At 72.1% G+C, this 24619-nt stretch carries 20 protein-coding genes and 1 pseudogene; 12 read left to right on the top strand and 9 right to left on the bottom strand.

Annotated features, from left to right (window positions below):
• Positions 1-142 precede the first annotated feature (142 nt).
• A complete protein-coding gene (gene uppS, locus ABIA38_RS17675; protein WP_424639618.1) occupies positions 143-1987 on the top strand; it encodes a polyprenyl diphosphate synthase in 1845 nt (614 codons plus the stop codon).
• A gap of 113 nt (positions 1988-2100) precedes the next feature.
• Here uppS and ABIA38_RS17670 read toward each other — a convergent pair whose 3' ends face one another.
• Positions 2101-2355 carry a hypothetical protein gene (locus ABIA38_RS17670; protein ID WP_424639617.1) on the bottom strand — a complete coding sequence of 85 codons (255 nt, stop codon included), beginning with the start codon at positions 2353-2355 and terminating at the stop codon, positions 2101-2103.
• Between the two features lie 251 nt (positions 2356-2606).
• Between ABIA38_RS17670 and ABIA38_RS17665 the strand changes: the two genes are divergently transcribed.
• Complete coding sequence (locus ABIA38_RS17665) at positions 2607-4169, top strand: phytoene desaturase family protein (RefSeq protein WP_424639616.1); 1563 nt, start codon at positions 2607-2609, stop codon at positions 4167-4169.
• Positions 4170-4311: 142 nt separating this feature from the next.
• Here the strand turns inward: ABIA38_RS17665 and ABIA38_RS17660 are convergent, their stop codons facing one another.
• A complete protein-coding gene (locus tag ABIA38_RS17660; protein ID WP_424639615.1) occupies positions 4312-4617 on the bottom strand; it encodes a hypothetical protein in 306 nt (101 codons plus the stop codon).
• Positions 4618-4802: 185 nt separating this feature from the next.
• Positions 4803-5596, bottom strand: a protein-coding gene (locus ABIA38_RS17655; RefSeq protein WP_424639753.1) for an IS5 family transposase whose coding sequence is annotated in 2 segments (ribosomal slippage) — positions 4803-5264 and positions 5267-5596 — 792 coding nt in all. Because the reading frame shifts where the segments join, the coding sequence is not laid out codon by codon here.
• 303 nt (positions 5597-5899) lie between these two features.
• Between ABIA38_RS17655 and ABIA38_RS17650 the strand changes: the two genes are divergently transcribed.
• Positions 5900-7267, top strand: a complete 1368-nt coding sequence (locus ABIA38_RS17650; protein WP_424639614.1) for a S10 family serine carboxypeptidase-like protein — start codon at positions 5900-5902, stop codon at positions 7265-7267.
• Here the strand turns inward: ABIA38_RS17650 and ABIA38_RS17645 are convergent.
• Positions 7243-7692 carry a hypothetical protein gene (locus ABIA38_RS17645; protein WP_424639758.1) on the bottom strand — a complete coding sequence of 150 codons (450 nt, stop codon included), beginning with the start codon at positions 7690-7692 and terminating at the stop codon, positions 7243-7245. The genes ABIA38_RS17650 and ABIA38_RS17645 overlap by 25 nt on opposite strands.
• Before the next feature lie 169 nt (positions 7693-7861).
• A pseudogene (locus ABIA38_RS17640) lies at positions 7862-8467 on the bottom strand (AlkA N-terminal domain-containing protein); the annotation flags it as partial.
• Between ABIA38_RS17640 and ABIA38_RS17635 the strand changes: the two are divergent.
• Positions 8456-9286, top strand: coding sequence for an MFS transporter (locus ABIA38_RS17635; protein WP_424639613.1), 831 nt, complete (start codon positions 8456-8458; stop codon positions 9284-9286). The pseudogene ABIA38_RS17640 and the gene ABIA38_RS17635 sit on opposite strands and share 12 nt — an antisense overlap.
• Positions 9287-9316: 30 nt before the next feature.
• Here ABIA38_RS17635 and ABIA38_RS17630 read toward each other — a convergent pair whose 3' ends face one another.
• The 4 genes from ABIA38_RS17630 to ABIA38_RS17615 all read right to left on the bottom strand — a co-directional run bounded on the left by ABIA38_RS17630 (position 9317) and on the right by ABIA38_RS17615 (position 12981).
• Positions 9317-9865, bottom strand: a complete 549-nt coding sequence (locus ABIA38_RS17630; protein ID WP_424639612.1) for a GNAT family N-acetyltransferase — start codon at positions 9863-9865, stop codon at positions 9317-9319.
• Between the two features lie 473 nt (positions 9866-10338).
• Entirely contained in the window at positions 10339-10512 is a 174-nt protein-coding gene (locus ABIA38_RS17625) for a hypothetical protein (RefSeq protein ID WP_424639611.1), read from the bottom strand.
• A 9-nt stretch (positions 10513-10521) separates the two neighbouring features.
• On the bottom strand, positions 10522-11136 hold the full coding sequence (locus ABIA38_RS17620) for a hypothetical protein (protein ID WP_424639610.1): 615 nt from the start codon (positions 11134-11136) through the stop codon (positions 10522-10524).
• Positions 11137-11622: 486 nt separating this feature from the next.
• Positions 11623-12981: a hydrolytic protein gene (locus ABIA38_RS17615; protein ID WP_424639609.1), complete on the bottom strand. Its 1359-nt coding sequence runs from the start codon at positions 12979-12981 to the stop codon at positions 11623-11625.
• A 200-nt stretch (positions 12982-13181) separates the two neighbouring features.
• Between ABIA38_RS17615 and ABIA38_RS17610 the strand changes: the two genes are divergently transcribed.
• The 8 genes from ABIA38_RS17610 (at position 13182) to ABIA38_RS17575 (ending at position 23002) form a co-directional block, all read left to right on the top strand.
• Positions 13182-13904, top strand: a complete 723-nt coding sequence (locus ABIA38_RS17610; protein WP_424639608.1) for a LuxR C-terminal-related transcriptional regulator — start codon at positions 13182-13184, stop codon at positions 13902-13904.
• Between the two features lie 161 nt (positions 13905-14065).
• Positions 14066-17293, top strand: coding sequence for a hypothetical protein (locus tag ABIA38_RS17605; protein ID WP_424639607.1), 3228 nt, complete (start codon positions 14066-14068; stop codon positions 17291-17293).
• Positions 17290-18057: a DUF4255 domain-containing protein gene (locus ABIA38_RS17600; protein WP_424639606.1), complete on the top strand. Its 768-nt coding sequence runs from the start codon at positions 17290-17292 to the stop codon at positions 18055-18057. The genes ABIA38_RS17605 and ABIA38_RS17600 overlap by 4 nt, the downstream gene beginning before the upstream one ends.
• Positions 18054-20192 carry an ATP-binding protein gene (locus ABIA38_RS17595; protein WP_424639605.1) on the top strand — a complete coding sequence of 713 codons (2139 nt, stop codon included), beginning with the start codon at positions 18054-18056 and terminating at the stop codon, positions 20190-20192. The genes ABIA38_RS17600 and ABIA38_RS17595 overlap by 4 nt, the downstream gene beginning before the upstream one ends.
• Before the next feature lie 126 nt (positions 20193-20318).
• A complete protein-coding gene (locus tag ABIA38_RS17590; RefSeq protein ID WP_424639604.1) occupies positions 20319-21845 on the top strand; it encodes a phage tail sheath family protein in 1527 nt (508 codons plus the stop codon).
• A gap of 85 nt (positions 21846-21930) precedes the next feature.
• The gene (locus tag ABIA38_RS17585; protein ID WP_424639603.1) at positions 21931-22371 is read left to right on the top strand and encodes a phage tail protein; all 441 of its coding nucleotides are present in this window, start codon (positions 21931-21933) and stop codon (positions 22369-22371) included.
• A complete protein-coding gene (locus ABIA38_RS17580) occupies positions 22368-22847 on the top strand; it encodes a hypothetical protein (protein ID WP_424639602.1) in 480 nt (159 codons plus the stop codon). Before ABIA38_RS17585 ends, ABIA38_RS17580 begins: the two co-directional genes overlap by 4 nt.
• Positions 22844-23002: a DUF6760 family protein gene (locus tag ABIA38_RS17575; protein ID WP_424639601.1), complete on the top strand. Its 159-nt coding sequence runs from the start codon at positions 22844-22846 to the stop codon at positions 23000-23002. Before ABIA38_RS17580 ends, ABIA38_RS17575 begins: the two co-directional genes overlap by 4 nt.
• Positions 23003-24619: the final 1617 nt, after the last annotated feature.

Here is a 24619-nt window from a genome sequence, read left to right as displayed (position 1 = left end):
TTGTTCACCAACACCCGGTCGCGGTAGGGGCGTTGTCGACGTCGTGCGGGCTCCGCGCGGTTTCGGCGGGCCGGAGCGTACCTCCTCCGGCACGGATGTGCCCACCGCGACGCGGGTCCGTCGCGTCCGGCCGAGGAGTGCCATGCCCCGTCCCCGTTCCGTCTACCGCGCGGCGCGGATCGCCGAACCCGACCTGGTCGAGGGCTACGAGGCGTGCCGGCGGGCGGTCCGCCGGGCGGGTGGTACGGAATACGCCACGGCCCAGCTGATGCCGCCGGCGTTACGCCCGGCGCTGTGGGCGATCTACGCGGCCGGCCGGGTGGTGGACGACCTCGCCGACACCGGCGATCCCACCCGGCGGGAGGCCCGCTGCGACGCCTGGATCGGCGCCTTCACCGAGGATCTGCGGCGCGGCGCCGGCTCGGATCCGGTCCGCCGAGCCCTGGTACACACGGTGCGGACGTGGGACCTGCCGACCGACGGCCTCCAAGCGGCGTTCGCCGCGACGCGCGCGGACATCGGCGGCCGTACCCACCCCACCTGGCAGGCCTGGAGCGCCTACGCCCAGCTGGTCGGCACGTCGTTCTTCGCCCAGGGCGCGGTACTGCTGGCCGCCGCCGGAGTGTACCTGCCACTGCGCCTGCGCTATCTGGACGCGGCCCGGCAGTGGGTGGACGCACTCGGCGTCATCGACAACCTCGAGGACCTCGCCGAGGACACCGCGCAGGGTCGGATCACCCTGCCGCTCGAGGTACTCGCCGCGCACGGCCTCAGCGCGGCGGACCTGATCACGGGCGGCGCCGCGAACGGGCAAGTCGCCGCGCTGGTCGAGACGTTGGCCGCGCAGGCGCGTACCTGGCTGGACCAGCCCGAGTTGTTCGAGGCACTGCCCCCGGCGCTCGCGGTGGTGGCGCGCGCGGTGACCGACGTCGGCCGGCTGCGCCTGGCCCGCATCGAGCGGGCCGGGCCCGAACTGCTCTGCGGGAAGCCCCGGTTGCCCCGCATCGCCGCCGAGCGCATCCTCCTGCCCGCGCGGCTCGAGGCCTACGTGGCATGGAAGTTCCTCACCCCGATCGGCCCCGCGCAGTCCCCGTCCGCCCGCGCGACCGGCCGGCCGCCGAGGGTGGACCGCCTGCTGCCGGCCCCACGTTCCGAGACACCGAGACCGCCTCGCCCACACCCCTCCGGCGCCCGCCCGCCGCGCCGGCCGGCAGAACGACTGCCCCGGCATGTGGCCGTGGTGATGGACGGCAACGGCCGCTGGGCCACCGACCGGGGCCTCCCCCGTACCGAGGGTCATCGGGCGGGCGGGAAGTCGATGCAGGACGTGGTGCACGGCGCCCTGGAGATCGGCCTGCGCCACCTCACCCTGTACGCGTTTTCCACGGAGAACTGGCGCCGGCAACCCGAGGAGATCGACGGGCTGCTCACCCTGGTGCGGGAGAGTGTGCTCGAGGAGGGCATCCTCGACCACGACGTCCGCTTCCGCTGGGCGGGTTCGGCCGAGGGGTTGCCTCAGGACGTCCTGGCCGACCTGGTCCGGCTGGAACACGACACGGGCAACCGCGGCGCGTTGACCCTGACGCTGTGCATCAACTACGGCGGCCGGATCGAACTCACCCAGGCCGCCGCCTCGTTGGCCCGGGCCGCCGCCGCGGGCCGGCTCGACCCGGCACACATCAGCGAGCGCACGTTCGCCGCCCACCTCGCGCTCCCCGACCTGCCGGACGTCGACCTGCTGTGGCGCACCGGCGGCGAACAGCGCACCTCGAACCTGCTGCCGTGGCACGCCGCGTACGCCGAACTGCACTTCTCCGACACCCGCTGGCCGGACGTCGACCGCCGCGACCTGTGGCACGCGATGGACGCGTACGCACACCGCACCCGCAACTTCGGCACGTCCCCCGAGAGCGGATCGGGCCCGCCGGTGGCCGATCCGGTGCGGCCGACGGCGGAGCGTCCGGCTCGGGACGCGCCGGGGCGGTGACGCCGCTTTCGGGCGGGTTTCCGGCGGGCGGCGCCCGTTCCCGACGGCCGGGATCCGAACGGCAGGTCGCCGTTCGGATCGCGGGTGGGTCCGTGGATCAGCGGGTCCGTGGGTCAGCGGACCCGGGTCCCCCGGTAGCCGACCGGCCCCTCGCCCGGGAACTGGGCGGTCCCCTCGAACTTGCTGCCGTTGTCGAAGAAGGTGACGCTGCCCTTGCCCTCGTCACCCGACCAGGTGACGGAGGTGCCGGTTGCGGGCGCACCGTCTCCGGGAACGACATCCGAACGATTGGCCAGGGACAGCGTGAGGGGCTGGTCCGGCTGCCAGCCTCCGCCACCCGTGTGGATCTCGGTCTCGTACGTGGCCATCTCTTCCCCTTTGCTTCACTGCTCGGCGGCACGCGCAACTCCGCGACTGCGGGCGCGACTTCGCATATCCAGCGTGACCCGTCCGAGCGCCCGGCGGCGGGGTCCACGGCGCGAAACCACCCGTTCGGTTGAATCGTGCAGTGATGTCGATCCGCGCCCACCCACGCCGGGTGTGTCGGGTGGGGCCTCGGATGCCTACGCTGCCTGTGTGAGTGCCGGGTGTACCAAGCTCGCGAAGGCCGGAGGCGGAAATGGTTCGTGACGGTGGCAGGTTCGACGTCGTCGTGGTCGGGGGCGGGCACAACGGCCTGGTCGCGGCGGCGTATCTGGCGCAGGCCGGTCGGTCGGTGGTCGTCCTGGAGCGGCTCGACGAGGTCGGTGGTGCGGCGGTGTCGTGTCGCCCGTTCCCCGGGGTCGATGTGCGGCTGTCCCGCTACTCGTACCTGGTGAGCCTGCTGCCCCGGAAGATCGTGGAAGACCTGCGGCTGCCCCTGGAGTTGCGGCGCCGGCGGATCGGGTCGTACACCCCGGTCGGCAGCGGCGGCTTCCTCGTCGACGCCGCGGATCCGGAGCGTACGCGCGCCGAGTTGACCCGGTTCGCCGGTGCCCGCGAGGCCGACGCATGGGAGCGGTTCGGCGCGGCCACGGCACGGCTGGCCGAGCGGGTGTTTCCCACGCTCACCGAACCGCTGCGCTCCGCCGCCGAGTTCCGCCGCCTGGTGGACGACGAGCGGGTGTGGGACACGTTGTTCGCGCAACCGTTGTCCGGGGTGCTGGAGGCGGAATTCGCCGACGACACGGTACGCGGAGTGGTGGCGACGGATGCGCTGATCGGTACGTTCGCGCCGTTGGACGATGCCGCGCTGCGGCAGAACCGGTGCTTCCTGTACCACGTGGTCGGCGGCGGGACGGGCGACTGGGACGTGCCGGTGGGCGGCATGGGCGCCGTCACGGCGGGCCTGGCCGACGCGGCCCGCGCAGGCGGGGCGCGGTTGCGTACCGGGGCGGCGGTCACCGGCGTGGATCCGGACGGCGAGGTGCGATACACGATCGGCGACGAGGAGTACCGCGTCACCGGCGGCCACGTCCTCGCCGCCGTCGCGCCCGCGACGCTGGATCGGCTCCTGGGCAACGCGCCGGTCGGCGCGGCGCCGGAGGGGTCGCAGCTCAAGGTCAACATGGTGCTCTCGCGCCTGCCGCGCCTGCGCGATCCGGCCGCGGATCCGGGTCGGGCCTTCGCGGGCACGTTCCACGTCAACGAGGGATACGCGCAACTCGCGGCGGCATACGCAGGCGCCGCGGCCGGGGAGGTACCGGTACTGCCACCGGGTGAGATGTACTGCCACACCCTCACCGACCCCTCCATCCTCGGCCCGGACCTGCGGACCGCAGGCGTGCACACCCTCACACTCTTCGGCCTGCACATGCCCGCGCGGCTGTTCGTCGACGACCACGACGGTGCCCGGGCGAGGGCGCTGCGCGCGATGCTCGACTCCGTGGACGGCGTGCTCGCGGAACCGATCGAGGACTGCCTGCTGCGCGACGCCGACGGCAACCCGTGCCTGGAGGTCCACACGCCCCTGGACCTGGAACACGAACTCGGCCTCCCCGCCGGCCACATCTTCCACCGCGACCTGTCCTGGCCATACGCGACCGACCCGGAGACCGCCGGCACGTGGGGCGTCGAGACACCCCACCCCCGAATCCTCCTGTGCGGAGCCGGCGCCCAACGCGGCGGCGGCGTCAGCGGCATCCCCGGCCACAACGCGGCAATGGCAATCCTGCAAGGGAGTTCACCACGACAGGGACACTGATCGGCAATCGGGCACGCGCGAGAGGGCGCCGGCAGTACCGTGGAGACATGTCCCCGCCAACTCCGTGGCCGAACCACAGACCGGCCCGGTCGAGCCGGGGTAGGCACGGGCCGGCCGGGGGTGTGTCGCCGAGCCGGCAGCGTCAGCCGAACGGTGCCGTCAACGGTCCCTCCTCCTCGGGCGACCGCACCGGGTTGCCCAGGCCGTCCGTCACCCCCGTGTAGTCACCAGCCTTGATCCGGGCCAGATCCTCCTCGGACTCCTCGTGGGCCTCCGGCGGCAGCGCCCAACCGAGGATCGCGCGTCGTGCGAGGTGTTCGAGCGGTGTCGAGTACATTTCCTCGTCGAACGCCGCACGCCGGTCCTCGGGCAACGCGGCACGGATCCCACCGAGGGTCCCGGGCAGGACGACGGCCTCTCCTCGCACTACATGGGTCCAGTCAGACATAGGACCAGCATCGCACCGGATACATGGTGATCGGCACGAGACCGCCGAAAACGCCGAACGGATTTCGGCCGCCCGGATTGGACCGACGCTCGGCCGGGATTTCCCCGGCCGAGCGTCCTGCATGGACTGTCGTTGGGTGCTGGGTGCTGAGCCTGCTGCGCGTCGGGAACTGGTAAGAAGTCGTCTCATTTGGTGTATCGGCGGTAGCAGATGAGTGCGGCGGCGAGGCTGACGAAGGCGCCGAAGTGCGTGGCCTTGACCTCGTATCGGCGGTGGAGTCGGCGGAAGGCGTTGAGCCACGCCACCGTTCTTTCCACGACCCACCGGTGTCGTCCAAGGCGTTGTGAGGACTCGATGCCGCGTCGTGCGATGCGGTGTGTGATGCGACGTTTCCGCAGGTAGGCGCGGATGAAGCGGTGGTCGTAAGCCTTGTCACCGTGGAGTTTCGCCGGTCTGCGGCGGCGTGGTCCGCGGCGGGAGCGGATCGGCGGGATGTTCTCGACCAGGGGGATCAACGCCTGGCTGTCGTGGGTGTTCGCCCCGGAGATGCCGATCGACAGCGGTAGACCGCCCCGATCGACCAACAGGTGGATCTTCGACCCGTACTTGCCCCGATCCACAGGATTCGGACCCGTCAACTCCCCCTTTTCAGGGCCCGCATGTTCACCGAGTCCACCGCACACCGCGACCAGTCCAGCGAGCCACGCGCGCCGAGTTCGTCAAGCAGGACCCTATGCAGTTTCGCCCACACGCGGGCGCGACTCCACTCGGTGAACCGCCGGTGGATCGTCTGCCAGGACGCCCCGAACACCGGCGGGAGTTGGCGCCACGTGCAACCCGACGTTGCCACGAACACGATGCCCGCCAACACCTCGCGATCCCCGTACCGCCGTCGGCCACCACCCTGCGGCCGGGTCGGCTTCGAGGGCGCCACCCGCTCGAACAGCTCCCACAACTCGTCCGGCACCAACCGCTCCACAAGCGTCGTCACACACGCCAGAATAGCGAACACGCCAAATGAGACGACTTCTAAGTGGCCCGTGTCGCTGGGCCGTTCGGGTGATCGCTCTTGTGTTTCGCGCGGCTGCCCAACCAGTCTGGAGGAGGCCGATTCCCGCCGCTGCAACCTTTGCCGGGCCAACGCATCGACGTCCTCGGGCAACTGCGAAGGACGGCCGGGCTGTTCGCCGGTTCCCGTCACCCCCGATCCCGGCGCCGCCGCCCCTCGCGCCTCGCGCCTCGCGCCCCGACGAATCCGCCGTCGTCGAACGGATGGTGAAGCATGTCCGCAGATCTCGTCGGGTCGATTCCGGCGAACATCCCCAACACCATGAGTATCGACTTCTACACCAAGGACACCAAGAAGGTTCGCTCCTACGCCGGTTACGCGCACGTCGACAGCACGGAGCACCCGAACGCCGAGAACCACCTGTTCTACTGGTTCTTCGAGAGCCAGACCTGCAACCCCAATGTCGCGGTGTCCGATCAGCAGGAGCTGATCAGCCGAACCCCGTTGCTGATCTGGCTCAACGGCGGGCCCGGCGCGTCCTCGCTGTTGGGGCTGTTCCTGGAGAACGGGCCACTGTCCATCGGCCTCGACGCCGCCGGGACGGTGTCGGCGGACCCGGACAGCTGGAATCAGGAGGCGCATGTCGTCTTCTGGGACCAGCCGATCGGCACCGGATACAGCTACTCCGACGCCGGGGAGTACGTACGCGACGAGCAGACCCTTGCCCGGATGTTCCGGGAGGCTCTGGAGAAGTTCTTCGCCGCCCACCCGGAGTATGCGAAGTGTCCGCTGTATGTCTGCGGCGAAAGCTACGCGGGCAAGTATGTACCGGCGATCGCCCTGGAGATCGACGCGCACAACCGTGCCGACCCCGATGGGGCGCACATCGATCTGCGGGGCGTCTCCGTCGGCAACGGCTGGATCAGGCCCGAGCTTTCGCTCCGGGTGCTGATCGACTACGCCTATACGACCGGGTTCCTCGGCCTGGCCCAGCAGGAGTCCCTGTACCGGTCGTACGCCGTCTACCAAGCCGCCCTTGCCGCAGGCGAGTTCGCGAAGGCCACCGAGCTCGGCAACAAGCTGGTCGCCGCGGTCCTGGCCTTTGGCGGGAACTTCGACTTCTACGACGTGCGGCGCTGGGGCGACCTGTCCATGGGGGCGCTGCGCGCCTACCTGAACAGCGCGGACGTCAAGCAGGCGCTCCATGTGCCGACCGAGGTGACCTGGCAGTTCGCCGACAACGAGGGTCCGGTGGCCGACGCGCTGGTGCTGGACAACATGGTGGACTGCTCCGGGCTGTACGCCGAGATCCTCGACAAGGGCTACAAGACGCTCCTCTACACCGGGAACTTCGACACCGCGTGCGGGTTCCGCAGCACCGAGGAGATCCTGGACGACCTGATGCGGCGCAGGGGCGAGCCGGCATATCGGCAGTGGCACGACGCGCCGCGGCGGATCTGGATGCAGGCGCAGGGGAACCCGAAGGGGTTCGTCCGCCGGCACGGGAATCTGACGCAGGTGGGGATTCCCGATTCCGGGCACCAGGTGCCGGCTTTCCAGCCGCGGATCGCCCGGGAGATGCTCTACAACTGGCTGTTCGATCGCCCTTTCCCGGGCTACGAGCCGCACCCGGTCGGCTGAGTGCGATCGGGCCGAGTACGACCGACACGAAGGCGACCGGCCTGTGGGGAGGCGTCTTCCGGCGGGCCGTCGGCCAGGGCCCACAGGTGGTGGGTGGCGTACGACCGCCAGGGCCGCCAGTGTTCGGCGCGGGCCGCGATGTCCTGCCGGTCATCGGCCGGGCCGAGCCCGCGCAGGCCGTCGCGCAGTGCTCGGTCGACGATCAGTACGTCCGGGTCGGCGAGCGCGCGCATCCGGATCCGGGTGATCGTCGTCGGGTCGAGGCCGGGCAGCTCGGCGAGTTGCCGTGCGGCGTGGGCGCGGTCGGCGCCGGGGCCCAGGTCGAGGGTGCCGTCGGCCAGGGCCCGGGCGAGGGCGGCGAGGGTGGGGTGCGGGTCGGCGGACAGCGCCTGTACGTCCGGGAAGGTGTGCGTGATCGCGCCCACCGGGGCGGCCGAGGGCCGGCCGTACCGGCGGACCAGGGCGGCGGCGCGGGCGCGCGGTGTCGGGGTCGGTGCCCGCGCCGAGTACGGCCCGGATCGCCGACTCCGCCGCGTCCACCATGCCCGGCACCCGGCGGCCCGGGGATCGCTCGATCAGCTGCTGCAGCAGCGGGTCGCGCGCCAGGTGCGCCGCGACGGCCCGTTGGTCGGCGTCCAGATCGAGCAGCCGGCGGCAGCGGTGCACGGCCGAGGTGAGGTCGCGCAGGTCGGTCAGGCGTACCTCGCACTCCAGGTGTGGGCTACCGGGGGCATCGCGCAGTGCAACCATGCCGGTCCCGTGCGGCAGGGTCAGGGAGCGTCGGTAGGTGCCGTCGGCGTATTCCTCGACGCCGGGGACCGCGTACGCCCCGAGGAAGTCGAGCAGCGCGGCCACGTCGTGCGGCGGCCGATAGGCGAGCTTGAGTGCGATCGCCCCGGGGGCGGCTGCCGGGGGTGGTGCGTCATCGGCCCCGCTCGTCCCGCCCGTCCCACCTGCCACACCCATCGCCCCCACCGCACCCGCCGCGCGCAGCCGGGTCGGGGTGGTCGCGAACAGGCTCCGGATGGTGTCGTTGAACTGCCGGATGCCGGCGAACCCGGCGGCGAACGCCAGCTCGCCGAACGGCAGTTCGGTGGTCTCGAGGAGGATGCGGGCGGTCTGCGCACGTTGCGCGCGGGCCGGCGCCTGGGGCCCGGCGCCGACCTCGGCGATCAGCTGGTCTGGCTGGTGCTGTCGCACTCCGGCGGGCTCGGTCGGCTCGGGTTGCTCACGGTGTGTTTCACCCTGCCGGTGTTTCTCGGCGGGCTGCTGGTCGGGCCGCTGCTCGACCGCTTCGACAAGCGGTACGTGCTGGCCGCGGACAGTGTGCTGCGCGGCGCGGCGGTGGCCTCGATCCCGGTCGCGGCGGTGCTCGGTCGGGTACCCACCGCGCTGCCGTTCGTGGTGGCCGCGACGTACGGGCTGCTGAAGATGGTGCCGCTGGCGGGCTTCCCCGCCGCGATTCCGGACCTGGTGCGCGCCGAGCGGCTGGACGCGGCCAATGCGCTGGAGTCGCTGGGCTTCGGCCTGGCCGGGATGATCGGCCCGGCACTGGCCGGCCTGCTGCTCGCGGTGGTGGGTGCGGAGACCGTGTTGGTCTTCGACGCGGCGAGCCACGCGCTGTTCGCCTGGACGGCGCTCGCGGTACGCCGGCCGCTGGGCCCGGATCGGCCGAGTGCCGCCGACCGGGTCGAGCCCGGTGCGGCGCGGGCGGGCCTGGCGGGGTTGTTGCGCGACCGCGTACTGGTCACCACCACCGTGGCGTTCATGGCCTTCAACATCGCCGAGGGCATGTCGATGGTCACCGGTCCGTGGCTGGCCCGGACCGAACTGCCGGGCGGGCCGCGCTCCCTCGGCCTGCTGCTCGCCGCGCTCTCGGTCGGCGAACTGGTCGGCGCCGCCGCGTCGGGCGCGTTGTCGCCCGGGGCGCACCGGATCCGGGCGATGGCTCCCGGCCTGGCCCTGCTCGTCGGCACGACGGGCGTCCGACGCGCCGCTCCGGGGCGAGCCGTCGGCTGATCCGCACGCCGCCGGCAACGTCCTTACCCGCTAAGCCGGTTCGCGCTTCACCCAGGTGTGCAGGACGACCCGTCGCCCGGGTCGTTCGCGGACCACCGGCGCCGCGTCGGTCCGCCGAAACCCGGCGGACCGCGCGACCGCCTCGCTCGCGGCATTCTCCGGCGCGATCCGCAGGATCACCGCGTCGGCGCCCAGGTCCCGCAGCGCGTACTCGGTCATCAACCGCACCGAGCGCGCCGCGAGCCCCTGGCGACGATGCCGAGCACCGATCACGTAGGCGATCTCCCCGACCAGGGTCGGCGCCGGCTCCGACACCGCGTCGTCCGAGCCCAGATCGACGGGGGCACCGTCGTCGGCCCGAAACAGCAGCACCTCGCCACACGCTTCACCGCCGTCGACGGTGACCGCCAACTGCGCGCCCCGATGCAGCGCGCGAAAGTCCCTGGCCCGCTTCAGATATTCGCGCGCGGCGTCGGCATCGAACGGCGACACGAGCGGAGTCCACCGCACGACCCGCTCCTCGTCGAACAGGTCGACCATCACCGGCACATCGTCGTCGACCCACTCACGCAACCACACCCCATGCCCTTGCACGTGTATCTCGGCCGGCAGCACGAACCCGGAAAAAATGAAGTCATGAATCCGATCCTGCCCCACGCCGCACCCGCCCCACCCCCCGCGCGCGGGTCGGGAGGGTCTGGGCACCGATTCGGCGGATCTTGATCGTGTGGCGGTCGGTGTCGTAACCACATCCCCGCCGCCCACGGGTCGTGGTTCGTCGTGCCACCCGGTGTGGTCGGGTGCCGCCGGTCGAGGCCGGTGCCGGCACTCGCCCACGGCCGCCCGCGTCGGGCACGTGAGCCTTACGCGCAGGCAGGTGTCGGCGCCGGCGTCGGCGTCCCGCGTCGCCGCGGTCCCTGTTGCCCCGGCTCGTTCGGGGTGGCGTCGCGAGCCGGCCGTACGTCTCGTTGCCGCCCTCGGCGGCAAGGCACGGTGGCCGGGCATCGTGAAGTTGCTCGGCCCCGCGCGGTAGGCCCACCGATCTCGCGTGATCAGTGGCGCTGCTTGTTGTTCCTCACCGGGCGGCGGAGTACGTCCCTGATCCGCCGCCACAGCTTGCGGGCGCGTGGGGTCTCGGCGGAGTAGTTGTTGCCGAGCGGGATGTCGTCCGCGCTGCGACCCAACGGTGTGCCCTCGGGCGAGTACTTCGTGGGTGGTTCGGCCATGCGCCTCTCCTACGGATTCGGCGACCTTGTCCCGCATCCCTTGCGCAGGTCGTTGTTGGAGCGGGTCTTCGGGCCCCAGCCGATGCCACTGGCGTAGCCCTGCATCACAGGGTAGTAGGTGTAGGTGCCGCCGCCGTCGTGGCAGTCCGTCGACCACCCGTAGTCGATGAAGCTGTTCGTGGTCCGCTTCGAGCTGTGCCAATTGTTGTAGCCGCGTGGTCCGCTCCACGAGCTGCGCCACATCTGCGTCTGGAGACTCTGCGAGCCGAACGACCCGCTACAGGCCTGCGAGGTCTCCCACTGGAACCACGCACCGGCGCCGGCGCCATGGAACGAGACGTCCGAGATGTACACCGAACAACTCGCCGACGCGACGGGTGCGGCGGGCTTGGCCTTGCCGGCCTCGTAGGTGAAGGAGAACAGCTCGCCGTCCTTCGTCTTGCCCCACTCCCCGATCGTGCTCCCGGCCACCACACGGTGCCCATCCACCATCACGTGCCCGGCCGCCGGGTTCGAGTTGCCCGAGGCGGCCGGCACCGCCACCGAGACCGATGTGCCGAATCCCAGAACGGCGGCTGTCGTCAGGCCAACCCCCACTACGAACAGGGGCCTTGTGGTACGCATAGCTATCCTCCGGTTGGTTGTTGCTGTCGGTCGGTCGAACCGGCGGTGATGCGAAACCGGTTCGGTTTCGCCGGGCCGGCCGACCGCCCGCGGCGCCACCAATCGCCCACGGATCGCTCCGTGTTCCGATGGCGCCGGCGCGGCTTCGCCGATTCACCCCACTTTTGCCCAACTTCCACACGTGACAAAAGGGCAGTTGGAGCACACGACCGCCGGGCGGCGCGCACGCCGCTCGCGCTCCCGCGCCCCCGGTGAGTGGGTGGCGCCGGCGGGTGTACAGGGCCGGCGGAGCACCCTTTCGGGCAGACCCGGTTGCCCTTTCGGTCCCATTCGGCGGCGTGGCCGGCCGAAATGCGTAGGGTCGACCGTCCGGGGGGAATGCCACACCCCGAAGCATCGCTCGACGGGTCGATCGGGGTCGGCCCGCCGATTGCCGTTCTTCTCGTGTGTGTCGAAGGAGGATGAAACCGTCGGGTGTCGCTGTTGTTACGGTTCGGTCTTGCTCAACACACCGCTGACATTGAGGATTTCGTGGCACCCGGCGGCCTGCTTCCCGGTGGCCGGAGTGCCGGGCTTCGCGCAGGTCACGGATGCGGTGACGGTCGCGTTCGCGGGGATCCGGATGGGGGTGACCCAGTGGTAGTCCTGGTTGCGGAACGTCTCCAACGCGATGGTGGTGACCTTCTGTTCGCCGAACGCGATGGTGATCAGTCCCTCGTCGCCCTGGAAGTTGGCGACCACGATGTCCGTGATGGCAAAGACGTTTCCGTCCGGGACGCGGTAGGTGCCCACCTTGTCGGCGCCGGCGTCCGTCTGGACATCGATGGTGGCCGAACTCTGCCCACCGCCCCCGCCCCCGCCGCCACCCGGGCCGGTGCCGGTGCCCGATCCGCCCGTCGCCCCGGGCTTCGCGGTGCCGGTGCCGGTGCCGGGAGCCGGGGACGCCCCCTGGCCGGCCTGCGGCGCCGCACCCTGGGGACTCGCGAGTTTGTCCTGCTGCTGCTTGGCGTCCTTGGCCGCCTGCTGCTCGGCGGCCTTCGTACCGGCCTGCTTCGCGGTACTGCGGACCGACGGCCGGACCAGGGCGAACCAGGCGATCAGCAAGGCGAGGAGCGCGGCAAGCAGGATCAGCAGCCACTTGGGCAGGATCGGCAGTTGCACGAACTCGCCCGGCAGCGCCGGGGGTTGTCCGAGCGCCTGGTCCCGGGCCGCGCTCTCCTCGGTCGCGGCGCCCGCGGCCGGATCGCCGACCCTGGTCTCCACCTCGAACGGCCGGGTCACCGATTCGCCGAACCAGATCGGCTTGCGGGTCCGGATCCGCAGCCGCGCGTCGGCGGACTCGCCCGGGGCCAGGCGCAGTTGGCCCGGAGTGAAGGCGAATCGCAGTTCCTCGCCGGGCTGGGTGCCCGCGAGCCCGACGTCGACCGGGGTGTTCCCCAGGTTCTGCACCGCGACGCGATAGCCGGCCCCGAGTCGGCGGCGCCGGCGCCGCGGTTCCAGTTCGGTGCGCAGTTCACGAAACGCCTCGACGCACACGGTGGTCTCGGGCACCACCACCAGTTCGGGATGCTCGGCGGGCAACACCCGTACGCCCATCGGGATTTCCCCGGCCCGGACCTCGGGCGAGCGCGGCGGGGCGAGCCGGATGGTGACCTGCTCGGCGGTGCCGGGATAGAGCGAGACGCGCGCCGGTTCGACGGTGCTCCACGCGGCACAGTCGCCGACCACTTCGAGTGTGTAGGCCTCGACGATGTCGCTGTCGTTGCGCACGGTCAGGGTCGTCGTCGCGACACCGCCGGGCGCCACCGTCACCGCGGGAATTTCGACTTCGGCAGGTGTGGTCACGATCCGACGCTAGGCCGCCGAACCGGCGCCGCCGCAGAGGCGGGAGGGCAACGGGCGGGCAGCCGCACTGCCCCCGGCGCACCCGGTCGCCTTCCCCTTACCGGCGCCGCCCGCGCGCGCGACCCGTGATCGGCGTCGGTTCGACCAGGCGCGGCAGGTCCCCAACCGGTGGCGGTACCCGAGGGAACGGACACTGAGCGATGACAATACAAACGACGGCGTACGAGCCGAAGGCTCCCCGGCCGCACCAGCGGCCGACCACCTCCACGCACAGCACGCAGCCCGCTCCGACGGACGCGCCCGGCCGGATATCGGTGGCCGTGTACGCGGAGGACCTGATCCTGCACACCGGCGTCGTGCAACAGCTGCGCCAGCGGCCGGAGATCGAGTTGCTCGCGAACACCGACGCGGATCGCGCGCAGACGTCCCTGGTGGTGGTGGATACGGTGAACGAGCCCACGGTGCAGCTGTTGCGCCGGCTCCAGCGCAATACCGCCACCCGCGCCGGGCTGGTCGTCGGTGTCTTCGAGACGGGCGCGTTGCAGACCATGATCGAGTGCGGGGTGGCCGCGGTGTTACGGCGCGCGGAGGCCGATCAGGACCGCCTGGTCCGGCTGGTGACGGCGCTGGCCAACGGCGAAGGGGTGTTGCCGGGCGACCTGTTGGGCAAACTCCTCGACTACGTCGGCAGCCTCCAGCGCACCGTGCTCGATCCCCGGGGGCTGACCCTGTCCGCGCTGACCACCCGGGAGGCGGACATGCTCAGGCTGGTGTCGGAGGGCTTCGACACCGCCGAGATCGCCCGCAAGACCTCCTACTCCGAACGCACCGTCAAAAACGTCCTGCACGAGGTGTCCACGCGCCTGCAACTGCGCAACCGCGCCCATGCCGTCGGCTACGCGATGCGCAACGGGCTGATCTGAGACCGCCGCGGTGGGCTGATCCCGGGGCGGGTGCCGCCCGGAAAGGGCAGTGGTACTTCCCCCGTCCCGGGTACTCCCGGCCTGTCTTTCGCCGCGCGCGGCGGTGACGCTGGCCGGTGGAGAGCCCGATGGCCGTCCCGGCCCGGACTGTGAGGTGGAGCGTGATCGGCACCGTTCGCCCGGCCGCCGGGCGTGGCCGGCCGGGCCGATCGACCGGCATCGCGGCGCTGTTGGTCGCGCTCGTGCTGCTGGGTTCGGCGTCCGTACTGCTGGTCCGGGTCTCCGACGCCAGGTCGCCGGGCCGGCCCCGGGCACTCGGGGACACGCCGAGCGCGGCTGTGGTGGGCACCGGGCGGATCGTCTTCGCCGGTACCGAACACCGCAGCATGGGCCGGGTGTCGAGCACCGAGTCCAGCGTCCCACTGTTCGGCCCGGGGCCCGCACATTTCGATCAACACTCGTCCGCGCGCGGCGAGTTGCTGGTCTTCACCAGTCTGCGGGACGAGCCCCGGCCGCAGGTGTACGTGCGCGACGCGGGCGGCGGGGTGCGCAGGTTGACCACCGGGCGCGACGCGGCGCACCCCCAACTGGCCCCGGACGGGCGGTCCGTGGTGTTCGACTCGGCGGAGCCGGTCGGCCCCGGCGGGAAAATCCAGCGGGAATTGTGGTCGGTCGGCATCGACGGATCGGGGCTGCGCCGACTCACCGACACGGCGGCCGACGAGGCCTCGCCGACGTTCTCCCCCGACGGCTCCCGGCTCGCCTATGCGAGCGACGCCGATCCCGCGCTGGGGCGGCAGATCTACACCCGGGCCGTGGCCGGCGGTCCGCAGACCCGGATCAGTCACGCGCCGGCGGGCGATGCGACCGAGCCGGCCTGGAATCCGGTGAACGACGACGCCCATCGTGACCTGGTCGCGTTCACTCTGGACACCGGCGCGCCGACCGGGCCGCGCCTGTGGGTCACCGACGGCCGCGGCGGCGATCGGCAGTTGCTGGCCGGCGCCGCGGCCGGTTGGCGGACCACCTCCGCCGCGTGGTTGCCGGACGGGAGCGGGCTGCTCTTCCTCAGCCCCGATCAGAACTGTGGTTGCGACCCCTACGCCAACGTCTACCGGGTCGAGTTCCGCCCGGACGCCGCCCCGCAGTTGGTGCTGCGGGAGAACCGGGGCGTCGACTCGCCGACCTGGCTCGGCTCCCCGGCGGGCGGAGGCGTCGTGGTCACCCGAACCAGCGCGCCGGCGTCGCACGAGGCGACCCTGCAGGACGCCCGGCCCGACGGCTCGGACCCGCGCGACCTGGGCGTGACCATCCTCAAGGAGGACCCCGAGGCGGACACGAACACCAATCCGGCGGTGGATCCGCTGTTCGTGCCGAGGCCGGGCTTCGATCCCTGGACCGAACGGCAGAACTACACGCCGGACGGCAGGCGGATCGTGGTCACCCGGTTCGAGGGCCCCGCGGAGCAGCGGATCGAACGGATCTGGTTGGTCGACGCGGACGGTACCAACCCGGCCGTGCTGCCCCTGGCCGAACGTGGTCCCGCCGACTGGGACACCGACCCCACCTTCTCGCCGGACGGCACTCTGCTCGCGTTCACCCGGACCTCTCCGGGGGGTGTCGGGACGAAGTCCGGGCCGGGCCGGATCCTGGTGGCGAGCGTGGCCACCGGGGCGATCGTGGCCCGGATCGACCCGCCACCCGGGCAACCGACCGGCGCCGACGCGCAGCCGACCTGGTCCTCGGACGGCACCTCGATCGCCTTCACCCGTACCGCGGTGATCAACGGCAACGGCGGCAACAAACACATCTGGACCGTGCCGGTGGGTGCGTTGGACCGGCAACGGGACCTGAGTTCGGCGATCTGCCCCACCGGCTGCGAGGTGATCGACGACAGTCCCGCATTCTCCCCCGACGGCCGCTCGATCGCGTTCAACCGCAAGGACGGCGGCGCGCGGGTCAACGAACGGGCGGGCGTGGTGGTCACCTCGCCGACCGGGGACGACTGCCGGGTGGTACTGCCGGCCGGGTTGCGCGACGACGCCGGGGCCTGCGGTCGACTGCTGCCGGACACCTCCACCACCGGACCGTTCCAGCCGCGCGATGTCGCCTGGTCCTCGGACGCGAGCCAACTCCTGCTCAGTTCGCGCCGGGCACTCGCGCCGAACTCGCCCGAGGACCTGTCCACGCTGGACCTGACCTCGGGTGCCCTGACCTCGCTCACCCGCGATCTGCCCGGCCGGCAGAAGGAGCCGGGCTATCAGCAGTCCGTCGACCTGACGCTGACCGCGCCGGCGATCGCCCCGCCGGTCGAGGTCGGCGCCTCGATACCCGTGACGGTCACCGTGACCAACCACGGCCCGGCGGCCTCACCCGGGACCCGGTTCACCGCGGATGTCCCGCCGGGGCTCCGGCTCGACGGGCTCACCCCGACGGCCGGTTCGTGCCCCGACGGCTCCCCGCAGTGCGATCTGGGCGTGCTGGCGCCCGGGGCGAGCGTCCGGGTGACCGCGCGGCTGACCGGAGTGGCCGAGGGCGAGCAGGAAGTCGGCTGGTCCGTCGCCGGCGCGGTGGTCGACCCGAACCCCGGGGACAACGCCGCCCGTACGGTCGTCCCGGTCCGGACCGTACAGACACCCCCGCCCACCTCTCCGCCGCCCACGACGCCCCCACCCACCTCTGCGCCACCCACCTCGCCGGCGCCCCCACCGCCACCACCCCCGCCGCCCCCGACCACCCCGCGCTCGGCCGGTCCCGCCCTGGCCATCGCGGCGCAGCCCAACCCGGGCTTCGTCGGCGGCCGGGTCGTGGTCACCTACACCGTGCGCAACCGAGGCAACGCGCTGGCCACCGGGCTGCGCCTGCAACTCGGACTGCCCGCCGAGATCCCGGCCGGTCCGCTGCCGGCCGGCTGCCAGGGCGGGGTCTGCGCGCTGGGCGACCTGACCCCGGGCACGTCCGAGGTGGTCCGCGTGGTGCTGGCCCCGGACCGGGCCCTGCACACCAGGATCGACGCGCTGCTGACCACGACCGGCACCGACGCCGACCCCGGCGACAACGCCGCGGGTACCCCGCTGGACATCCTCCAGCCGCGCATCGTCGCGGTACCCGACATCGGCAAGCCGGGATTCGTCACCTCCGTCCGGGGCCTGGACTTCCCGCCCGGCGCGCCGGTGACGCTGACCTGGACGCCCGGGATCACCGCGGCCGCCACCCCCACGATCCCCCGCTCGGACCGTACGTTCATCGCCCAATTGCTCATCCTGGCCAAGGACTCGACCGGCCCGCGCACGATCACCGCGCGCGGGCCCGGCTTCTCCCCGGTCACCACGCCATTCCTCGTGGTCACCGGCAGCATCGGGCCGCCGGACGAGGTGGAGCGTCGGTGATCCACGAAGTCGACGAGGGGCTGAGGCTGTTGCTGGTCGAGGCGGGCCTGCGGGAGAACGGTGTGGAGCTGGTCTTCGACGCGCCCACCACGGACTGGGCGGCGCGGCGCAACGCCCCGACGATCAGCGTGTTCCTGTACGACATCCACGAGGACGTCGCCCGACGCCAGACCGGGGCGATCGAGGAGCACGACGCGGACGGTGTGGTGATCGGGTGGCGGACCCCGCCGCGCTGGTTCGAGCTGACCTACCTGGTCACCGCCTGGACCAACCGCCCACAGGACGAACACCGCCTGCTCTCCGAGGTGCTCCGCTGTCTGATCCGCTCCGATGTACTACCCGCCCGACTCCACACCGGCTCGCTGGCCGAACTCGACCTCGCCATCGGGCTCGACGCGGCGCTCCGAAGCACAGGCGGGCCGTCGGCCTCGGACCTGTGGTCGGCCCTCGGCGGCCAGCTGAAGGCCTCGATCGACCTGCGGGTACTGGCGCCGCTGGCCGGCGAACGAACCGGCGCCGGGCCTCCGGTCACCGAGGGCCTGCTGGTACGCGGCGCACCCGCGCAAGCGCACGCCGATCCGGGACCCGGGCGGCGGCTGCGCTACCAGGGTGTGGGTGACCCCGGCCCCGAGGGCTTCACCGCCGAACGCGAACGTCGACTGCCGGCCGCCCGCCGACGCCGTGGCGGAATCGGCGAGGACCCCGGAGGCAACGGAAGCAGCGGAAGCAGCGGAAGCAGCGGAAGCAGCGGGAACAAACGATGACGCATGGCGTCCGGACCCGACCCGATGCCGCCGATCCCGCCGATCCCGCCAAGGCCGCCGAGGCCACCGAGGCCGGGCTCCGGGACCTGTGGGAGCGGCTGGCCCGGGTCGAACAGCGCGTCAAACACGCCGTCGCCGCGCGCCACGCCGTCGACCCGGAGCCGGACGACCCCTACCGGGGGCAATATCTGACGCCCGAGTCGGTAGAGCGCATCCTGGCCGGCCCGTCCGCGTTCTTCCCCACCCCCACCGAAGGCATCCACTCGCCCGCGCCACTGCCCACGGACGGCCGACTCGGGCGTTTGGCAGCGGACTTCACGCTCGGCCCGCTGGACCTCGAGTTGCTCCTGGTGGCGCTGGCACCGGACGTCGACCCGCGGTTCGAGCGACTGTACGGCTACCTCAACGACGATCTGACCCGCCGCCGGCCGACCATCGGCCTGGCCCTCGAACTGTGCGGGCTCCCGGTCGCGGGGCCGGGCCGGTTCCGCCTCGCGCCGTCCGCGCCGCTGGTCGGCGGCGGGCTCCTGGAGCTCGCCGAAGCCGACGCGCCGCTGCTGTCCCGGGTGTTGCGGGTCCCCGATCGGGTCACCGCGCATCTCCTCGGCGACGACGAGCTCGACGGCCGACTGCTCGGCCTGGTCCGGGTTGGTGGCGGGCAGCCGGAGGCCGACCGGGAGCAGGCCGCGCGGGTGGCCGGGGCCGTACGTACCGGGAACGGGCTGGTGTTCCTCCTGGATCGGGGCGGCGATCCGGGCCGCCTGGCGGTCGAGGCGCTCGTCGCGGCCGGGCGGCGCCCCCTGGTGGTCGACCCGGTCGCGCTGATCGCCCATCCCGAACCGGCCCACCTCGCCCGCGTCCTGGCCGTGGAGGCCCGACTGAGCGGCGCCGGCATCGGGCTCGGCCCGCTGGAGGCACTGGGCCCGGAACGGCCCGAGCGGGCCCGGCTGGTGCGCGACCTGTGCGCGGCGTCCGCCGGTACGCCGCTGATCATCCACGGGTCCAAGGGGTGGGACCCGCTGTGGTCGCGGGAGAGCCCGGTGTCGTTCACCGTGGCCCCGCCCCCACCCGCACGCCGAGCCGAACAGTGGCGACGGGCCCTCGCGGAAGCCACCGGGTCGGTGGGCACCTCCAACCGGCCCGATCTGCCGGACGCCGAACTCGCCGAGGCGGTGGCCTCGTTCCGCCTGACCGCGGATCAGGTACGCAAGGCCGCCGCCGTGGCCGCCCGGATGGCCGCCCTGGAGCAACGAACGATCCGCGCGGCCGACCTGCGCGCCGCGGTCCGCGCGCAGAACGGCGCCGGACTGGCCCGCCTGGCGCGCCGCATCGAACCCGCCGTCGGCTGGGACGACCTGGTACTGCCCGAGGCGACCCGCCGCCAACTGGACGAACTGGCCCTGCGCGCCCGCCATCGCGAACAGGTGCTCGGGCAATGGCGGATGCGCCCGGGCGGCGGTCGCGGCCGAGGGGTGATCGCGCTGTTCGCGGGCGAGTCCGGGACCGGGAAGACCATGTCGGCCGAGGTGGTCGCCGCCGCACTCGGCATGGAGCTGTACGTGGTGGACCTGTCCACGGTCGTGGACAAGTACATCGGGGAAACCGAGAAGAACCTGGAACGCATCTTCGTCGAGGCCGCCGAGGTGAACGGTGTCCTGCTCTTCGACGAGGCGGACGCCATCTTCGGCAAACGCTCCCAGGTCAAGGACGCGCACGATCGGCACGCCAACGTCGAATCGGCCTACCTGTTGCAGCGCATGGAGTCCTTCGACGGGATCGCGGTGCTCACCACCAATCTGCGGGCCAATCTCGACGAGGCGTTCACCCGACGGCTGGACGTGGTCGCCGAGTTCCCGATGCCCGACGCGCGGCAACGGCTCGCCCTGTGGGATCGCTGCCTGGGCGCGGAGTTGCCCCGCGCGGGAGACCTGGATCTGGACTTCTGCGCCCGGCGGTTCGAGCTGACGGGAGGTTCGATCCGGGCGTGCGCGGTGACCTCGGCCTATCTGGCGGCGGAGACCGGCCGTCCGCTCGGGATGGCGCAGGTGGTCTCGGCGATCCTGCGCGAATACCGCAAACTCGGCCGGCTGGTGCTGGCGAGCGAGTTCGGGCCCTGGCTCACCGACGAACGGTGAGCGCCGGCCGAAGTGCCCGGAAAGGCAGTCTCGTTGCCCCCGGCGCGGGACCCTGGGACCTACGCCCACCGCGACCTCGAGGGCAAGACTCGGCGGTGACCGAGTTGGCCGGCCGAAGGAGCGAGCATGCCGTCGTACCTCACCCCGGGTGTGTACGTGGAGGAGGTGCAGTCCGGAGCACGGCCCATCGAGGGGGTCGGCACCGCGGTCGCCGCCTTCGTCGGCTTCGCCGAGTCCGGCCCCTTTCACCAGCCGACCCTGGTGACGAACTGGGACCAGTACGTACAGAACTTCGGCAGCTTCACCGCGAACACCTACCTGGCACACGCCGTCTACGGCTACTTCGCCAACGGCGGCGGCACCGCCTACGTGGTCCGGATCGGCGGCCCCGCCCAGGGCACCGAGCCGGCGGCCATCGCGCCTGCCCCCGTGCCCACCGCGATCGGCGGATTCCTGGTGGCGGCCCGGCCCGGCTCGGGCCCCGATGTCTCCGTCGAGGTCGCCGACGCGGAGGGCGAGAATCCGCCGGAGGACCGGTTCCGGCTGCTGGTCCGGCAGGGTGGCGCGGTGGTGGAGACGTACGAGGCGTCCACTCGCCGAAACGTCAAGGGCTACCTGCTCAACCAGGTACGCGACTCCCGCCTCGTCGAGATCACCGAACAGCCGGGCGCCGCCCAGACCCGCCCGGAGCGGCAGACCGTACGACTGGCCGCAGCGCCGGCTCCGGCGGCCGGTGTGGCGCGCCTGGACGCGGCCGAGTACGTCGGCGACGCGGCGGCCCGGACCGGATTCGCCGGCCTCGAGGCGATCGACGAGATCACCATGGTCGCCGTGCCCGACCTGATGAGCGCGCATCGGCGCGGCGACCTGGACGCCGAGGGGGTCAAGACCGTTCAGCTCGCGGTGATTTCGCACTGCGAGCAGATGGGTGACCGGGTCGCGATCCTGGACCCGCCGCCGGCGCTGAACGCCCAGCGGGTGCGCACCTGGCGCAACGACGACGCCGGCTTCGACTCGCGCTACGCCACCGTGTACTACCCCTGGATCAAGGTCTTCGACCCGGCCACCGGCCGAAACACGCTGGTCCCGCCGAGCGGCCACGTCGCCGGCGTGTGGGCGCGCAGCGACGGCGAACGCGGGGTGCACAAGGCCCCGGCCAACGAGGTCATCCGCGGCGCGGTGGACCTGGAGATCCGACTGGCCAAGGGCGAACAGGACCTGCTCAATCCGATCGGCGTCAACTGCATTCGGGCCTTCCCCGGGCGCGGCATCCGGATCTGGGGCGCGCGGACCCTGTCCTCGGACCCGGCCTGGCGCTACCTGAACGTCCGCAGGTTGTTCAACTACCTGGAGGAGTCGATCCTGCTCGGCACCCAGTGGGTGGTGTTCGAGCCGAACGACGACCGGTTGTGGTCGAGCATCCGGCGCAACGTCACCGCGTTCCTCACCGAGGAGTGGCGCCGGGGCGCGCTGTTCGGCCGCACGGCGGAGGAAGCGTTCTACGTCAGGTGCGACCGGCAGAACAACCCGCAGGAGTCGATCGACCTCGGCCGGGTGGTCTGCGAGATCGGCGTCGCGCCGGTGAAACCGGCCGAGTTCGTGGTGTTCCGGCTCGCCCAGTTCTCCGACAGCACGAGCCTCGTCGACGAGTGACCCGCAGGATCCCGACCCGACCCCGACCCGACCGAACCGTCTGATCCGTCCGAACCGTCCGACCCGGAAAAGGTGACACATAGTCATGGCAGAGGGCGACGCTCTTTCCACCCACGTCTTCGGCGTGCAACTGGGCGGCTATCTCGTCGAATCCATCCAGGAGATCAGCGGGATGACCGTCGAGGAGGAGGTCGTCGAGGTCCGCCAGGTGACCTCGGACGGCAAGCAGATCATCCGCAAGCAGCCGGGCGCCCGACAGGCGGGCGAGGTGACGATCACGCGCGGTCTCGACAAGAGCAGCGAATTCACCACGTGGATCAAGGAGACGCTGAACAAGGGCGCCGTCGACACCGCGCGACAGAACCTCACCATCGAGATCAAGGACTCCAAGGGCGAGACGGTCCGCCGCATCCAGTTGATGCAGGGCTGGGCCAGCAAGTGGGAGGGCCCGTCGCTCAAGGCCGGCGAATCCAGCGCCGCCACCGAAACGGTGACCATCACGTTCGAAGAGATCGTGGTCGAGTGAGGCGCAGAACGGTCACGGCGGGTGGCTTCGACGAGGCTCTCGACGCCGCCGCGCCCGGGGTGGGTGAGGGCGCGCCGGGGGCGCCGCCGGCGCCCCAACGGCAGGAGTTGCGGACCGAGTTCGAGTTCGAGCTGCCGCGCGGCTACGTCGACGACGAGGGCACCCTGCACCGGCGCGGCTCGATGCGGCTGGCCACCGCGCGGGACGAGTTGCGCCCGCAGATCGACCTGCGGGTGAAGGAGAACCCGGCGTACCTGAGCGTGGTGCTGCTGAGCCAGGTGATCACCCGACTGGGCACCGTCACCGACGTACACGCGGGGGTGGTCGAGCGGATGTATGCCACGGATGTGGCCTTCCTTCAGGACTTCTATCGGCGGATCAACAGCGAAGGGCACACGCACGCGGCGGTGACCTGCCCGCTGTGCCACGGCTCGTTCGAGGTGGATCTCTCGGGTGGGCGCCTGGGGGAATCGTGACGTACGCGCTTCCCCGGCTGCGGGAGGAGATCGCGTACGTCGCCTACCACTTCCATTGGCAGCGGGACCACATTCTCGACCTCACCCACGCCGAACGCCGGGAGTGGGTACGGGAGATCGCGCGGATCAACACCCGCGTCAACGAAGGCGGGTGATCGTGTGGGGTTCGGCGACCTGTTCCGGCGCAAAGCACGCACGGCGCGCACAGCGCGCACAGCGCTGCGCGCGGAGGTGGCGGCCCCGGGTCCGGCTTCGGCTTCGGCTTCGGCCTCCGTGTCCCCGGAGCGGGCCGAGGCGTCCGGTGCCGACGACTGGGACGGTGGCTGGCGGCGGGTCGCCCCGCCGGTGGTGACCGTGGCCCGCTCGTCGATCGCGGTGAGCGACGGGTTGCGCTTCCGCTCGGGCCTCGCCGCGTGGCAGAACCCGTCGTTCGGCGGCGAATTGGGCCATGCGGTATTGCCGTCGGCGCCGGTGGGCGTGCTCCACGGGGTGGCCCGGCCGACCGCGCCGACGGAGTCGACCGGGTCGACGTCGGCTGGTGGTCCGCTGCTGCTGCCGGTGGTCCGGCCGGAGGCGGAGCCGGGGTGGGCCGACACGGACACGCGAGGTGCGGGGTCGGGTGGGCCGGGAGCACGTACGGCTGCGTCCGGGGCGGGATCGCCACCACGGAGCGGCCCGACCTCGCGCGGGTCGGGATCGCCGGTACAGCGCAGGACGGGTAGGCGCGCACCGGGTTCGGGTGGGAGGACGGGCTCGGCCGGATCCGGGGCCGGAACGCCGGTGCGGCGCCGGAGCGGTACGGGCACACCGACGACCGGCACGGCCGAGCCCGGGACCGGGACCGGAACGCCCCTACAGCGCAGGCCCGGTACGGGCACCCCAATCTCGCGAGGGTCGGGCGAGGCTACGGACTCGGCCGAGACCGGGTCCGGAACGCCCGTACAACGCACGCCCGCTACGGGCACCCCAACCTCGCGAGGGTCGGGCGAGGCTACGGACTCGGCCGAGACCGGGACCGGAACGCCCCTACAGCGCAGGCCGGATACGGACACGCCGACGGTCTCGCGAGGGTCGGGTGGGACTGCCGGTTCGGCCGCGCCCGGGACCGGAATGCCCGTACGGCGCGCTACCAGTACGGACGCGCCCATGGCGTCGCCAGGGTCGAGTGGGGCAACCGGCGCGGGCGGGCCCGGGGCCGGGATGCCGGTGCAGCGCCGGACCACTACGGGCACGCCAAAAGGCTCGCGGGGATCGGATGGGACGACCGGCACGGCACGGCACGGCCCGGGAACGCCCGTGCGGCGCGAGCCGGTCACAGGCGCGCGGGGATCGGCCGGTGGAGCCTCGCGAGGGGCGACCGGAACGACCGGGCCCGGCACTGGATCGCCGGTGCAGCGACAGATCCGTCGGGACGCGCCGGGGTCGGGTGCTGGGACTTCGACGCGGTCGGGTGGAGGCGCCGATGGGCCTGTTCGGCCCCGAACCGGCATGGGTGTGCCGGGATCGCATGCCGGGGCCCCGCGCGGATCGGATGGGCCCGCTGGGCCCGCTGGGCAATCTCCCAGGCAACCCCGCACCGACACGGACCCGACGGGGGCCGCCGGCGCGGCTGTCCTCGGCACCGAACCGCCACCGGTGCAGCGGCTTCTCGGCGACGCGGTGACGCCACCGACGACGATCGGGGCGGCGGACGCGGACCCGCCGGGCACACAACTCGCCGCCGTACGTCCGCATCGGGTTCGGCCGACGCTGGTCGTCGCGCGGCGACCCAC

It is taken from the genome of Embleya sp. AB8 (assembly GCF_049739465.1).
Taxonomy (GTDB): Bacteria; Actinomycetota; Actinomycetes; order Streptomycetales; family Streptomycetaceae; genus Embleya.
Note: the sequence above shows the minus strand (reverse complement) of the source record. Positions and strands in the feature narration are given on the sequence as shown.